Annotated in this window: 12 protein-coding genes and 1 pseudogene; 3 read left to right on the top strand and 10 right to left on the bottom strand. The window is 63.3% G+C overall.

Features of this window, described 5'->3' with window-relative positions:
• Positions 1-4: 4 nt before the first annotated feature.
• From AAC023_RS00385 to AAC023_RS00405, 5 genes are all read right to left on the bottom strand, one after another.
• Complete coding sequence (locus AAC023_RS00385; protein WP_339736970.1) at positions 5-2,422, bottom strand: EAL domain-containing protein; 2,418 nt, start codon at positions 2,420-2,422, stop codon at positions 5-7.
• A 113-nt stretch (positions 2,423-2,535) separates the two neighbouring features.
• A complete protein-coding gene (locus AAC023_RS00390) occupies positions 2,536-4,059 on the bottom strand; it encodes a Ppx/GppA family phosphatase (protein ID WP_339736972.1) in 1,524 nt (507 codons plus the stop codon).
• A 5-nt stretch (positions 4,060-4,064) separates the two neighbouring features.
• A complete protein-coding gene (locus tag AAC023_RS00395) occupies positions 4,065-6,242 on the bottom strand; it encodes an RNA degradosome polyphosphate kinase (RefSeq protein WP_339736974.1) in 2,178 nt (725 codons plus the stop codon).
• Entirely contained in the window at positions 6,239-6,919 is a 681-nt protein-coding gene (locus AAC023_RS00400) for a hypothetical protein (protein ID WP_339736976.1), read from the bottom strand. Before AAC023_RS00400 ends, AAC023_RS00395 begins: the two co-directional genes overlap by 4 nt.
• A gap of 23 nt (positions 6,920-6,942) precedes the next feature.
• The gene (locus AAC023_RS00405; RefSeq protein WP_339736978.1) at positions 6,943-8,022 is read right to left on the bottom strand and encodes a DUF2066 domain-containing protein; all 1,080 of its coding nucleotides are present in this window, start codon (positions 8,020-8,022) and stop codon (positions 6,943-6,945) included.
• A gap of 130 nt (positions 8,023-8,152) precedes the next feature.
• On the opposite strand from AAC023_RS00405, the gene purM reads away from it, so the two are divergent.
• The 3 genes and pseudogenes from purM to arfB form a co-directional block, all read left to right on the top strand.
• Positions 8,153-9,193, top strand: coding sequence for a phosphoribosylformylglycinamidine cyclo-ligase (gene purM / locus AAC023_RS00410; RefSeq protein ID WP_339736980.1), 1,041 nt, complete (start codon positions 8,153-8,155; stop codon positions 9,191-9,193).
• A 46-nt stretch (positions 9,194-9,239) separates the two neighbouring features.
• Positions 9,240-9,890 (top strand): phosphoribosylglycinamide formyltransferase, encoded by a 651-nt coding sequence (gene purN / locus AAC023_RS00415; protein ID WP_339736982.1) that lies wholly within the window; start codon positions 9,240-9,242, stop codon positions 9,888-9,890.
• A gap of 16 nt (positions 9,891-9,906) precedes the next feature.
• Positions 9,907-10,329 (top strand): annotated as a pseudogene (arfB, locus tag AAC023_RS00420) (alternative ribosome rescue aminoacyl-tRNA hydrolase ArfB); the annotation flags it as partial.
• Positions 10,330-10,513: 184 nt separating this feature from the next.
• Here the strand turns inward: arfB and AAC023_RS00425 are convergent.
• The 5 genes from AAC023_RS00425 to ndk form a co-directional block, all read right to left on the bottom strand.
• On the bottom strand, positions 10,514-11,509 hold the full coding sequence (locus AAC023_RS00425) for a pentapeptide repeat-containing protein (protein ID WP_339736984.1): 996 nt from the start codon (positions 11,507-11,509) through the stop codon (positions 10,514-10,516).
• Positions 11,510-12,060: 551 nt separating this feature from the next.
• The gene (locus AAC023_RS00430; protein ID WP_339736986.1) at positions 12,061-13,086 is read right to left on the bottom strand and encodes an adenosine deaminase; all 1,026 of its coding nucleotides are present in this window, start codon (positions 13,084-13,086) and stop codon (positions 12,061-12,063) included.
• Between the two features lie 71 nt (positions 13,087-13,157).
• A complete protein-coding gene (locus AAC023_RS00435) occupies positions 13,158-13,778 on the bottom strand; it encodes a LysE family translocator (protein ID WP_339736988.1) in 621 nt (206 codons plus the stop codon).
• A gap of 73 nt (positions 13,779-13,851) precedes the next feature.
• A complete protein-coding gene (locus tag AAC023_RS00440) occupies positions 13,852-14,469 on the bottom strand; it encodes a LysE family translocator (RefSeq protein ID WP_339736990.1) in 618 nt (205 codons plus the stop codon).
• Positions 14,470-14,561: 92 nt separating this feature from the next.
• Positions 14,562-14,984 carry a nucleoside-diphosphate kinase gene (gene ndk, locus AAC023_RS00445; protein ID WP_339736992.1) on the bottom strand — a complete coding sequence of 141 codons (423 nt, stop codon included), beginning with the start codon at positions 14,982-14,984 and terminating at the stop codon, positions 14,562-14,564.
• Positions 14,985-15,084: the final 100 nt, after the last annotated feature.

Below are 15,084 nucleotides of genomic sequence, written 5' to 3' on the forward strand. Positions count from 1 at the left end.
CGGCTTAGCCGGCGCTGCGCAAATGTATGGCGGCCGGCGCATCGATCTGGCCGCTTTCCGCTTCGGGACCGGTCGCGTGCATGGTCGGCACAGCCCCCACCAGCGTGACCAGGGCCTCCAGATCGATCGGCCTGGAAAACAGATAGCCCTGGGCCTCGTCACAACCGAGCCGGCGGACCAGGTCGAGCTGGGCCGAGGTCTCCACGCCCTCCGCGACGGTGCGCATGCCCAGCACCCGGGCCAGCGCAATAATCGCACCGACAATCGCATCGGAACTGTCTTCCTGGCCCAGGCAATCGATAAAGGATTTGTCGATCTTGAGCTTGTCGAAATCGAATTTGCGCAGATAGCTGAATGAGGAATAGCCGGTCCCGAAATCATCCATGCTGATGCGCAGGCCGAGGGCGCGCAATTGCTGCAGCACAGCCAGATTGGCTTCGGTATCGGCCAGCAGTACGGACTCGGTAATCTCGACCTCGATTCGCTCCGGTGCGACGCCATTGGCCGCGAGGGCATTGATGAAGACGGCGCACAGATTGGGGCTGCGCAATTGCATCGGCGAGACATTGATTGCGACGCGGATATGCGGATCGATTTTCGCGGCCGCCGCGATCGCGCTGCGGATCACCCATTCGCCGACCGGCACGATCAGCCCGGAGCGCTCGGCCAGGTCGATAAAGCGATCCGGAGCGATATTGCCGAGCCGTGGATGCTCCCAGCGCAGAAGCGCCTCGCATCCGGCGATGACGCCTGTCGATGTATCGGCCAGCGGCTGATAGGCGAGATGCAATTCCTCTCCGGCTATGGCCGAGCGCAAATCATGCTCCAGCAACATCAATTCCTGCGCTTCCAGATCCATCGTCCAGTCGAATTCAACGACATGGCCGCGGCCCTGCGCCTTGGCCCGATACAGTGCCAGATCGCCCTGACGCAGCAGAACCTCCATGTCGTCATCAGTCTCGCAGACAGGACGCAATCCGATACTGGCGGAGCATTTCGCGGCACTGCCATCAATCAGATAGGGCTGCTCGATCGCATCGATGATCTGGCGCGCCAGCAGTTCGGCATTATGGCCGGGCTGGTTGATGACCACGGCGAATTCATCGCCGCCCATCCGGGCGACCAGTCCGGCACCGGTGATCACAGCGCGGATACGCCGCGCGGCTTCCACCAGCACCGCATCCCCGGCCGCATGGCCGAGCGTGTCATTGATGACCTTGAAGCGGTCGAGATCGATCAGCAGCAGGCTGCTGGCCTGTTTGCGCGCCGGCGCATAGCCGAGCACTTCACCGAGAACAGCGCGCAAGGTGCTGCGATTGGCCAGTCCGGTCAGACTGTCATGCGCGGCCAGGTGAGCAATGCGGTCAACACTCTCGCGTTCTCCGGTAATGTCGGAGGCAACGCCCTTATAGCCTGCAAAGACGCCATTTTGCCGCACGGGCTTGCCCGTCAGCGCGATCCAGCGCGCACCATTTTCCACAGTGGTGCGCACGACGTGGTTGGAGAAACTTCCGTCCCGCCGCATCAGTTCGTCAAGCTCCCGGCTTTGTGAATCGGGTTCGAAGAAAGTCAGAAAATCGTCAGTCATCCCGTGACCGGCTGCGGCGGAATCACCGACAAAACGCGCCCAGCCACCGGTTGGCCGGCCGGTCGCGTCCGTCGTCCACAACCAGTCCGAGGCCGCTTCCTCGAAGTCGCGCAGCAACATGCCGATCAGGTCGGCTTGGTCGCGTGCCAGTCGCTCACTGAGCAGACGGCCGACGAATTCCTTGCGAACGCGCGCCACGCCGTAGAGCAGTGTACTCGCATAGACCGTCAACATACCGCTGACGAAGAGATTGAGCGGCGTCGGATCCCGCAGCAGGCCGACATAGCTGCCCAGCGCCAGTAGCCCGACGAAAACCGTCGCCGCACGCGGTACCGTGCTCATGATGAAGGCGCCGCCACACATCATGCCAACGGCGACCACCGCGATCACCATCTGGTGTTGCGGGGTGGCACTGCTGAAGCACAGGGCTGGAAGCAGGGCCCAGACAATGCCCAGGATTGCGGTATCGCGCGTATTGGCTCCGATCGAGCGTTGCGACCGGGTCTGGGCCGGCGCGCGCCTGGACCGGCGCGCCGAATGCCATGCCCGCAAGGCAAGGACGAGCATCAGCGCTGTAATGGCAACGGCCCAGCCCAGGACAATCGAGCGCGCACCGGTATCGAACATCAGGCCGACCATCAGACCGACATTCAGCAGATTGGCGAGCACGATTAATGGCGCGAAACTCTGGAAGACCGTCAGCTGTTGAGCACGGACCCAGCCGGCGCTTTCCGGGGGAATGTCCACGGCAATTCCGGCCGCAACCGTCAGGCTGCTCCACCCGTCCAGGATGGTCTTGCGGATACCCGGCTGCAATGAAATCTTACGTCCCATGCCCCGGAAGTAACGGATCGCGCTTCAGAAATTGTATACTCGACGGCGCGACATGACGCATAAGTTATGCAAGCTACAGCGTCGGGCCCGAGACAACAGCGCTCGGCAGATGCCTATAAATACCGCACCTTCGCCTTGCGTCCGATCGCGGTGGCCAGGGTGCCGAGCAGGGAGACGGAGCGTTCGACATAGAGGTCCCGCACGCTCTCATCGACGTCCAGACACACCAGCTCCGGCTCGACGCGCAGGGTAAAGCGGTCGAGCAGGCTGGCCGAACGGCCTGACAACTTGGCGGCCAGGCGCAAGGTGCAGCCGAGCATCTGGGCGACATCGTGCTGGGCCTCGTCGATCAGATGGAAGACCGGCAGCTCATCCAGCGCGCTGCGGCGGCCGCCATACCGGTAATGCATCACCGCAGCAAGGAAGGCCCGTTCGGCATGATTAATGCCGGCAAAGGGGGCGTAGAGCACGCTGTCGCGGGTCAGTTCGAGACGGTGGTCGGGATGACGCCGCGCACCCAGATCGGCCAGCCGCGCAGCGGCTTCCTGCAGGACCCGGTCGCGGCGCGGCGTGAAGACGGTGTCGACACTGGCCATGGCCGGGGCAATCCATTGCGCCAGTGAGCGCCCGAAATCCGGGGTCGGCGAGACTGGCCGCGCCAGCGCTTCCGCGCCGGCAATCAAGGGGTCAATTGCCTGCACGGCAGCGGGCAGTTGCTGCATCAACACCCCTTCGCGAAGGCCATAGGCAGAGAAGACGACATTGGAAAACTTCCCCATCTCGACGATGCGGCTGAGCAGCAGGGCCGCATAGGGAATCGTCGGGGCGCGGCGCAGGGAAATGCCGGGAATGCCCGCCAGTGACGCGGTACTGAGCCGGCTGGCCAACCGCGTCAATTCCCGCACCCGCTTGGCATCGATGCGAAACTGGTGGGCGACACGCAGCGGGTAGTCAGAGCGCGCAAAGGCCAGCTGCGCCAGCGAACGCCAGGCACCGCCAATCGCGTAGAAGTCTCCGCCCTGCCCGATCAGGACACCGGCCTCACGCAAACGCTCATCAATCAGTCCGCAGACCGTATCAGCATCCCAGGGGCCCGGCGGAATAGCTTCCTGGGGGCCCAGCGCGAAAGTCTGCCCCGCACCGAGTGCACCGTGATCGATCGGGGTCAGCTCAAGGCTGGAGCCGCCCAGATCGCCCATCATGCCATCGGCGCCGGGAATACCCGTGACCAGGCCAAGGGCGGAAAGCTCGCCCTCCTCGGGCCCGGACAGAACACGCAGCTGAAACCCGGTTTCCACCGCCACGCGCTGGACGAATTCCGGCCCGTCACTCGCATTGCGCACGGCGGCTGTGGCAACCGCATAACGCTCGCCAACCCCCTTCGCATCAAGCAGACGCTCAAAGCGTTTCAGGGCCCGCATGGCGATATCGATATTGTCGGGATGCAGCGTGCCGCGCTGGCGCAGGCCACGCCCGAGTCCGGCCATCACTTTTTCATTGAAGACCGGCCAGATCGCCCGTCCCTCGAGGCGGAAATGCACCAGACGTACGGTATTCGAACCGACATCGATGACCGCGATATCCCGTTCGACTGCATTCTCCGCAAAGGCCGGATGGGTGATGTTGACCGGATCCAAGAGCGCTAACCATCCCCCGTCAGGACGGGCGGCTGGTCATTCTTGAGCGCATGGCCGCGTCCGGACAAGCTCGGATTGGTCATGAAATAGGCATGGGCGCTGAAGGCCTTCTTCATGCCCGAGGTGTCAACGCGGCGATACTCGCCGCGCCCGTCCATATACCAGCTCTGGGCCGTGTCATTGAGGTTGGCGACCATGATCTGGTCGAGCACCTGGCGATGCACGGTCGGGTTCTGGATCGGGCAGAGCAGTTCGACGCGGCGGTCGAGATTGCGCGGCATCCAGTCGGCCGAGGAAATGAACACCTTCGCCGCTGGCGACGGCATCTCGCTGCCATTGGCAAAACAGGCGATGCGCGAATGTTCCAGGAAACGCCCGACCAGGCTTTTGACCCGGATATTCTCCGACAGGCCGGGAATGCCCGGGCGCAGGCAGCACACACCGCGCACGATGAGTTCAATACGCACGCCCGCCTGGCTTGCGCGGTAAAGCCCATCAATGATTTCCGGATGTACCAGCGCGTTGAGCTTGGCCCAGATGGCCGCCGGCTTGCCCGCTCGTGCATTGGTGATCTCATTCTCCATGAGCGCCAGCAAATCCTCCTTCAGCCGCAGCGGCGAAACCGAAAGGCGTTCAAGATTTTCCGGGCGCGCATAGCCGGTGACGAAATTGAAGATCCGCCCGGCATCACGGCCGAAGGCCGGATCCGCAGTGAAGAGCGAGAGGTCGGTGTAAATTCGCGCCGTGATCGGGTGGTAATTGCCGGTGCCGAAATGCGCATAGGTGCGCAGAAGCGGACCTTCACGCCGCACGACGAGCGAGATCTTGGCGTGGGTCTTGTACTCCATGAAGCCGTAGACGACCTGCACGCCTGCGCGTTCCAGGTCGCGGGCCCATTTCAGATTGGCCTCCTCGTCAAAGCGCGCCTTGAGTTCGACCAGGGCGGTGACATTCTTGCCTGCTTCGGCGGCCTCGATCAGCGCGGCGACGATCGGCGAGTTTTTTGAGGTGCGATAGAGCGTCTGCTTGATGGTCACGACATCGGGATCGGCCGCCGCCTGCCGCAGGAATTTCACCACGACATCGAAACTTTCATAGGGATGGTGGACGATGATGTCCTTCTCCCGGATCGCCTCGAAGCAATCGCCGCCATGATCGCGAATCCGTTCCGGATAGCGCGGCTCGTAGGCCGGGAAAACCAGATCGGACCGGTCGTCAGGAATGAGCTGATCAATCTGCGCCAGTCCGAGAAGTCCGGGCATCGGCACCACATCCTGCTCTTCGGCATGAAGGTGAGCGACGATGAAATCGCGCAGGCCCGCCGGCATTTCCGCATCCAGCGTCAAACGAACAATAACGCCACGGCGGCGTTGCTTCATCAGACGTTCGAACTCGAGCACCAGGTCCTCGGATTCTTCCTCGATCTCGATATCGCTGTCGCGGATTACGCGAAACGCCCCGCGTCCGAGCATTTCATAGCCGGGGAAGAGTTCGTCGACATACATGGACAGGACGGTTTCCAGGGCCACGAAGCGCCGGTCCGGGCGGCCGCGTTGGCCATGGGCGCGGGCTGGCAATTCGACGAAGCGCTTGACCCCGGACGGCATCGGGATCAGCGCATTCATGATCTTGCCGGTGCGGTTATTGCGCAATTGCAGGGCCAGGGCGAAGCCCAGATTGGGGATGAAGGGAAAGGGGTGCGCCGGGTCAATCGCCAGCGGCGTGATCACCGGCAGGGTGTGGGAGAGGAATTCACCACGCAGCCAGGCGATATCGGCCTTCGACAGATCGGCCTCTGCCAGGACACAAACGCCAAGCGCCGCGATTTCATCGCGCAAATCACACCATAATGATTGCTGCTTGCCCATCAGCTCACTGGCCAGGACATGGATTTGTTCGACCTGCTCTGCCGGCGTCAGCCCGTCAAGACTGGTGGCGGTTACGCCATTACGGATCTGGGCCCGCAGGCCAGCCACGCGGACCATGTAGAATTCATCGAGATTACTCGCCGAAATCGACAGGAAACGCAGACGTTCAAGCGCTGGATGATTGGGGTTTTCCGCCTCGCTGATGACGCGCCGGTTGAAACGGAGCCAGGACAGTTCGCGGTTCAGGAACCGCTCCGGCGATGCCATCAGGGCGGGGATGTCCAGCGTCGTAACCGGCGTGGCGAGCTTGGTCATTCGCAGTCTCCATCATCGGGAAGGTCTTCGAGCACCGCGCGGGCCACAGCGCGGCTGACCGGCGTCTGCCGGGCCAGGGCGAGCTTGTCCATGCGGTCGACAAGACTGCGCACGGCCGAGACCGAGCGCTCCATGCGCGGCAGCATATACTCTATGACGCCGGGCCGCAGCGGCGCTCCCCGGTCCTGGAATTGTTTTCGCAGGAGCCGGGTCAGCAATTCATCATCGGGCTCGCTCAACTCGACATGCGGCAAGGCCCGCAGGCGTGAAACCAGATCCGGCAGGCTGGCACGCCACAGCACGGGCGGCGCGGCCCCCGTGATCAGCAGGGCCGGGATATCGCCTTCTGCGGCCCGGTTGATGGCGTGAAACAGCGCCGCATCATCAACGCCGCCATCGACATCCTCGACCACCAGGCAGCGCCCGGATGGCAGGATGGCCAGACAGGCGGCCAGGCCAGCCGCATCGGTGATCGAAGCGCCGGCCTGTTGCGCCCAGATAGCCGCGAGATGCGATTTGCCGGAACCGCCGGGCCCGGTCAGTGCCATCACGGCGCGCGGCCAGTCGCGCCAGCGCGACAGGGCCGCAACAGCGTCCGCATTGGCGCGGCCTTCGACGAAACTCTCCGCGCTGAAATCCACCCTTACGGGCAGATTGAGCACCAATTGGCCGGTCATGCGTTTACAGGTCCGATCCTGGCTCAGAATGCGCTGCGAATGACCCAGCCCAGCCCGGGATGCTGCTCCAGCGCCGCACCCCGTTCAGCAAGCTCGGAGGTCAATTGTTCGAGCGCGCCGCGATGGCTCACCGTCATCAGGGCACCGTCGCGCGAGATCGCATCGAGACGCGCATCGCTGACCAGTGAGGCCCCGGTCAGCGCCGCCTGCAGCGATTGCCATTCGACGAGCCCGCCATAAATCACCGTAATGCGCATTTCCTCGGTCGAGGTATTGCGCACGATCGCCTCGCGTTTCCAGGCATTTTCCCGCCCGTTGACGAAGCTCAGGGCGCCCTCGCGCCAGGTGCCATAAACGGTTTCCGGCCCCCAGGTATCGACCGCCATCTCGGCCCCAGTTTCCAGGCTCACGAGAAACCCGCCCACACGGCGCACGCCGTCACGTTCCTGACCACGCAGAATGGCGATCCGGCTGACACCGTAGAGCGCGGCAATCTCGCGCAGGCGTGTCTCGTCCAGGCCCAGCGCATCGCGCGCCGACAGGATCGAGCGGCCCGTATCGCCGTCCGGCACCATCATCGGTGCCAGGGCGTGGGCATAGGAACGGCTGGTCCAGGCCGACAACCAGGGATTATCATCCCAGAGGTAGAATTGCCCGCCGGCATCATAGACCGGCAGAACCAGGGTCGGCCGCGCCTGGGATTCGACGAAGGGAACGCCATAGCTGCTGAGCAGTCGCACCACGGCCCGCCGGTCGAAATTGACGGCCAGCTCACCGAGATAGCGCGTCGCGCTGCGCTGCTCATTATCGATCTGCAAGCCGGAGATCAGCTCGGCGATCGCGGAGGCGTCGAAGATGGAATCGATCGCGCCAGCCGAACCGAAATCGAGCGGCGTGCCGACGCGGTCCTCCGGCAGGGTCATGCGTTCGATCAGCCGCTGGGCCGCCATCGCCTGTCCACGACGCATGGCGATGGTCTGGGCGTCGAGCGCATTGCTGCCGGTGGCGTCGATTGAGACGCCGAGAATCGTATACGGGTCATCGGCGCTGGCGAGAGCGGGAATGGCGAAGAACAGGCAGATCGCGGCAAATATCGGTCGCACGGGCACGACTCCTTGGTATCGATTGAGCTTTAGTATAGCCAGACACAGTCGCGCGTGAAGCCCGTGACTTGCTTCTCAGGCAGGTTTCGACTGTACTCCGCCGCGTTTCACACAGGGCTTGGAAACCAGCATGACCGCCAGCGATGACAAAAAACTCCCGAACGGACTGACCTATGCCGCCAGCGGCGTCGATATCGATGCCGGTGACGCGCTGGTCGACCGGATCAAACCGCTGGCCAAATCGACCCGCCGCCCCGGCGCTGCGGCCGATCTGGGCGGGTTTGGCGGCGCCTTCGATCTCAAGGCGGCGGGCTATCATGACCCGATCCTGATCTCCGGCACCGATGGTGTCGGCACCAAGCTGCGGCTGGCGATCGATACCGGCAAGCTGGACACGGTCGGCATCGACCTCGTCGCCATGTGCGTCAATGACGTGCTCGCCCAGGGCGCCGAGCCGCTCTATTTCCTCGATTATCTCGCCACTTCCCGGCTCGACCCGGTGCGCGGCGAAGCGATTATTGCCGGCATTGCGGCGGGTTGCCGAGAAAGCGGCTGCGCCCTGATCGGCGGCGAGACCGCCGAAATGCCCGGCATGTATGAGGGCGAAGATTTCGATCTGGCCGGCTTTGTCGTCGGCGCGGCCGAGCGCGGCGCGCTGTTGCCCGACCATGAGCGCATGGCCGCCGGTGATGTGCTGATCGGCCTCGCCTCATCGGGCGTGCATTCCAATGGGTTTTCGCTGGTGCGCAAGGTCGTGGAACTGTCCGGCCTGACCTGGTCGGATCCCGCTCCCTTCGCCCCTGGTCTGACACTGGGCGAAGCCCTGCTGGCGCCGACACGGCTGTATGTGAAGGCCTGCCTGCCGCTGATCAAGGCCGGCCTGGTCAATGGCCTGGCCCATATCACCGGCGGCGGCCTGGTCGAAAATCCGCCGCGCATGACACCGGACCATCTCGTGCCGGTCATCAATTACGACGCCTTCGAACTTCCGCCCGTCTTCGCCTGGCTGGCAAAAACCGGCGGGATTTCGGCGCATGAAATGCACCGCACCTTCAATTGCGGCATCGGCATGCTGCTCTGCGTCGCCCCCGGCGATGTCGATGCGACGATCAGCGCGCTTGCGCAAGCCGGCGAGACCGCCATGATTATCGGCGAAATCAAACCAGCCTGACCCCGGGCCAAGCCCCAGATCGCAACCTGAGCCAAGGACGCACAAGATGGCGAAAACCCGAATCGCCGTGCTCATTTCCGGGCGCGGTTCCAACATGCAGGCGATCATCGAAGCGGCGAAGGCTGACAGCTATCCCGCTGAAATCGTGGTCGTCGTCTCCAATAATCCCGATGCCGCGGGGCTCGATTACGCCCGCGAGGCCGGTATAGAGACCGAGGTGGTCGATCATCGCGAGTTTGAAACCCGCGAAGAGTTTGAACAGGCGCTCGACGCTGTGCTGAAGCTCTACGATACCCGTATCGTCTGCCTGGCCGGCTTCATGCGCATCCTCACGCCCTGGTTCACAGAGCGCTGGCGCGACCTTCTGCTCAATATCCACCCCTCGCTCCTGCCGGCCTTCAAGGGTCTGCACACCCATGAGCGGGCGCTGGAAACCGGCGTGCGCATACACGGCTGCACGGTCCATTATGTGCGCCCGGAAATGGATGACGGCCCGATCATCGGCCAGGCCGCCGTGCCGGTCCTGCCCGATGATACGCCCTCAAGCCTGGCAGCCCGCGTCGTCGCCGCCGAACACAAGCTGTACCGGCAATGCATCGCCCTGGCCTGCGCCGGCAAGGCGCGCGTCGCCGGCGGCCGGGTCCGCCTGCAAGTGCGCGAATTCGGTGCCGAATTGCTGATGAACCCGCACGATTGAGACGATCAGGGATCTCACGATGCAAGTCACACCATCCCTGGAGATCGATGAAGCCGAACTGGAAGAGCGTTATACCCGCGCCTCAGGCCCCGGCGGCCAGCATGTCAACAAGACCGAGAGTGCGGTGCAGCTGCGCTATAATCTCGCCGCCTCGACGGCCCTGCCGCCAGCCGTCAAGGCCCGCCTGGTCCGCCTCGCCGCCAGCCGCCTGACCAAGGATGGCGTGCTGGTGATACGCGCCGAGGAAACCCGCTCGCAGGAGCGCAATCGTGCCGCCGCGCGCGAACGCCTCAGGGCGCTGATCCTCGAAGCCCTCACCCCGCCCAAGCCGCGCATCAAGTCGCGGCCCTCGCTGTCCTCGATCAAGAAGGTCAAGGCGGCGAAAGCGATCCGGGGAACGCGCAAGTCGCTGCGGCAGAAGCCGGCGGCTGAGGATTAGGGCGCAAGCTCGCCTGCATGCACTTCAATGGTGATGCGCGCGGTTCGCGTGTTCGCAGACAGCGATTGCTTGTTGAGTTCGACAGGCTTGCGCTGGTGAGCGACCAGCGAGACGACCAGCGCTAAGTGGCCGTAAAGACAATTTCGCCAATCCGGACTGGAAATGGAGGCCGCCGTGAAGCAGCCTATTTCGCCCCGCCCTCGACGCCCGGGCAGGTATAGCTGAAGAAACTGCCGTCATAACCGATCGTGCGGCAGAAAATGGTCTGCTCGCTCATCACGATATAGGCGATATTCCGGACGCCTGTCAGATTGGCTCCCGTCAGATCGGCGTCGGCGATATTCGCACGGTTCATGTCTGAATGACCGAATATCGCCGAGGTCAGGGTGGCGGCCGTGAAGTTGGCCTCGACCAGGTTCGTGCTTGAAAAATCGGTGCCGTCCAGATTCGCTCGGCTGAAATCAGCTCCGGTCAGATTGGCGCGGAACAGATTCGCCCCCGACAGATTGGCGCCGATCAGGCTGGCGCCAGCCATTTCCGAGCGCATCCACTTATTGGTGTGGATCGTGACCCCGTTCAGATTGGCCCGCGTCAGATTGGTGTCCGCGAAATTGGTCTCATCGAGCCATTGCTGCTGCAGATTGGCCCCGGTCAGGTTGGTGTTGTAAAAATCGGTAAAGCGCAAATTGGCGCCGGTCAGATTGGCGCCGGCCAGATCGACGCCCTGGAAGTTTGCGCCCGACAGGATAGCATTGTTGAGATGGACGCCGCTCATCTGCGAACCGCGAAAATCGACTTCCAGAAAGAACATTGCGCTCAGATTGGCCCCGCGCAGATCAAGTCCTGTCCAGGCATCCAGTCGCGTGTGTGCATCCATCGTCGTTTGCTGAAGATTGGTGCGCAGCAGGGTCGCGCCGCCCAGATTGGCGCCGCGCAAGATCGCTCCGGACAAATTGGCATCGGTCAGATTGGCACCGGTGAGATTGGCGCCGGTGAGATCGGCTCCGGTCAGATCGGCATGCGTCAGATTGGCCCCGGTGAAGTTGGCGCCGGTCAGACTCGCCCCTGACAGATTGGCATGGTCGAATATGGCGCGCGTCAGATTGGCGTTCGCGAAGTCTTCGCCAGACAGGGCGGCGCGGGTGAAATCGCTGCCGCTGAAATCATAATCCCCGCCCATAGTGACACCTGGACGATTCCAGCCGGCAAAATTGCAGCGGAGGCAAGCATTGGCGTCCCGCCGGCTTTGATCCCCCGCGCTTTGCGCCCAGCGCTTTGCATCGGCGCACTCGCCCGGTTCATCCAATCGCCTCAGCCGAGCCCAGCCGACACCATCATCCGCTGGCTCGACGTTGACCAGAAAGTGGCAGTCGAGCGCCTGGATGCGCGCGTTAAGCTCCGCCATGGTGAGCGACGAGCTGGAGGTGGGATACTCGCTCCTTGGCAGTTGGTTCTGCCCCCAGGCCGCCGTCTGCAGAAAGCAGGCTGCGACAAGGCAAGCGGCAATGATTTTCGCTGGAGACTTCAGAACACTCGATGGCATGGCCAACTCAACCCGCTTCATTCACGCGTTGAGCCGACCCTGCGCCGCGCACTTCCACCCGTTGGCGGAATAGTATCGCGAAACGCCCTGGGATCAAGCTGTTCAAATTCATCGCATAACGGCGATCGAACAGATCGGGCCCGGGTCAATGCGCGCACGACGCGCGCCTGTTTCACCCGGTCGCCGGATCAGACCGCCGCGACGCCCTCGCCTACCGCCGCATCAATCGCCGCCAGATGCGCCTCGATCTCAGCCGGTTCGAGGAAACTGCCGCGGAAGGAATTCTTCGCCAGCTCGATGATCTCAGCCTCGGTCAGCCCGATCGCATCGGCCGTGCGGCGGTAATTCTCGTTGATATAGCCGCCGAAATAGGCCGGGTCGTCGGAATTGACCGTCGCGCGCAAGCCGAGCGAGAGCATGGTCTTGAGCGGGTGATCCTCGAGCCGATTAATGACACACAGGCGCAGATTGGAGAGCGGACACACGGTCAGCGTCATCTTCTCGCGGCCAAGGCGGGCGACCAGCGTGCCGTCCTCCAGGGCGCGATTGCCATGGTCGAGCCGGTCGATATCCAGCATGTCGAGCGCTTCATGGATATAGGCCGGCGGCCCCTCCTCGCCGGCATGCGCGACGCGCTTGAGACCAAGCGTGCCGGCGGCAGCAAACACCTGGCGGAATTTCGACGGCGGATGGCCAAGCTCTGAACTGTCGAGACCGACACCGTCGATGCGGTTGAGATGCTCGGCCGCCATTTCCAGCGTCTCGAAGGCGGCCTCCTCGGAGAGATGGCGCAGGAAGCACAGGATGAGCTTCGAGGTGATGCCCCATTTCACGCGTCCCTCATCGAGGGCGGAGGTGATGCCATTGATCACGGTGGCAAAAGCGATACCGCGATCGGTATGGCCCTGGGGATCGAAGAAAACCTCGACATGGCGGACATTGTCGGCGTGGACACGCTCGAGATAGGCCATCGTCAGGTCATGGAAGTCCGCCTCGGTGACCAGCACATTCATGCCGACATAATAGATATCGAGAAAGTCCTGCAGATTGGAGAAATCATAGGCCTTGCGGATATCCTCGACGCTGGCGAAGGGGATTTCGATGCCGTTGCGCTTCGCCAGTTCAAACATCAGCTCCGGCTCCAGCGAGCCTTCCAGATGCAGGTGGAGTTCGGCCTTGGGCAGGCGTTCGATCAGGGCGTGAAGGGATGACATGCCGGGCCTCGCATTTGCGGTGGGATGAGTCGGGCGCAAACTGACGCGCGCCGGGCCAATCGGCAAGGGCCTCAACCGAGAAGGATCATCGCGGTCGTGACCAGGAGGATCGCCCCGATGGCGAGATTGAGGATACGCGCCGAGCGGCCATCAGCCATGAAACGCTTCAACGCCCCGCCCGTGAACACCCATAACAGGCCGCAGGGCGAGCCGAACAGAATGAAGGTGACGACCATCAGAACCGCCCGCTCCGGTGCGGTATCGGCCAGGGCGACATAGGCGCCGGCCGCCGACAGCGTCATCAACAGGGCTTTCGGATTGACCCACTGGAACAGCGCCGCCTCATAGCTCCGGATCGGACGCGAGCGCGAGGGCGCCGCCGCCTGACCCCGCGCACCCGGCTTCGCCAGACCCGCACGCAAAAACAGCCAAGCCATCCAGACGAGCCAGATCGCGCCGCCGAATTTGACCAGCATCACGGCCATCGGAAAGCGCGCCACCAGCGTGCCGAGTCCGAAAACCGCCGCGACGAGCATGATGTTGAAACCGATATTGACGCCGAGCCAGGTCGGCAGGGTCGCGCGCACGCCGAACAGGGCGCTCGAGGACATCAGCATCAGATTGTTCGGCCCCGGCGTTACCGACATGACGATGACGAAGCCGACCAGGCTCAGATATAGCGCAACATCCATCAGTCATGGCTCCCGACGCGAAGCCATTCAATCCGGCAGGCCCGGCCCGGTTTCAAGCCGGGCGCGCAGCGCGTCACCCCGCTCGCCCCGCCGTCAGGATCATCACGACCGTGGCGATGAAGACGGCGCCGATGGCGAAGTTCAGGATGCGGGCGTGCCGGTGATTGCCCATCACCCGCCGCAACATCCCGCCCGCCAGCACATAGATCAGGCCGCACGGCGTGCCGAACAGCGCGAACACGCCAAGCATCACCGCGGCCCGCTCGCCCGAGGCCTCGCCGAGCGCCGAATAGCCGCCGACGATCGACATCGCCAGCAAGAGGCCCTTCGGATTGACCCACTGGAACAGCATGGCCTCGGGCACATTCATCGGACGCGCCCCGGTCTTGGCGGCCTCGGCCGGGTCGGTGACGCCGCCGCGAATGCCGGCCCGGATATAGGTCCAGCCCATCCAGCCCAGCCAGGCGGCACCACCCAGGCGAACCAGCAAGGCCGTCCAGGCGAAGCGCTCGAATAATTCACCCAGGCCGAACACCATTGCCGTCAGCAGGATGGCAAAGCCGAGATTGGCGCCGATCCAGTGCGGCACGGCCGCGCGGGCGCCAAACAGGGCGCTCGAGGTCAGCAGGATGAGATTGTTTGGCCCCGGCGTGCCCCACATGGCGAGGATCAGGCCGGCGAGGCTTGCCATCAATGCGATATCCAGAACGCACACTCCCCTGTCTCAACAAAAAAGGCCCGGCGTTTCCACCGGGCCTCCTGCAAGCGTATCAGCGGTCAGCCCTAGCCGACCATTTCGATACCGGCGAAGAAATAGGCGATTTCTTCAGCAGCGGTTTCCGGGGCGTCAGAGCCGTGGACCGAATTGGCTTCGATCGACTCGGCGAATTCCTTGCGGATCGTGCCGGCGTCGGCCTGTTCCGGATTGGTGGCGCCCATGACGTCACGATATTTCGCGATCGCGTTTTCGCCTTCGAGAACCTGAACCACGACCGGGCCGGAAATCATGAAGGAAACGAGGTCGTTGAAGAAGGGACGGGCCGCATGGACGCCGTAAAACGTCTCGGCCTGGGCGCGGCTCAGCTGCATGCGCTTTTGCGCGATGATGCGCAGGCCGGCGGCTTCAATCTTGGCATTGATGGCGCCGGTCAGATTGCGGGCAGTGGCGTCAGGTTTGATGATCGAGAAGGTGCGTTGCAGCGCCATGATGTGAATTCCTTGGATTGGGGAGGTTGAGATTGACCGGCCCGGCCGGGGTGGAGATGTTGCGCGGGCTTATAGCGGCGCTTGCGCAATGTGTGAAGCC

Origin of the sequence: uncultured Maricaulis sp., from assembly GCF_963976135.1 — a bacterium.
Classification (GTDB): Bacteria; Pseudomonadota; Alphaproteobacteria; order Caulobacterales; family Maricaulaceae; genus Maricaulis.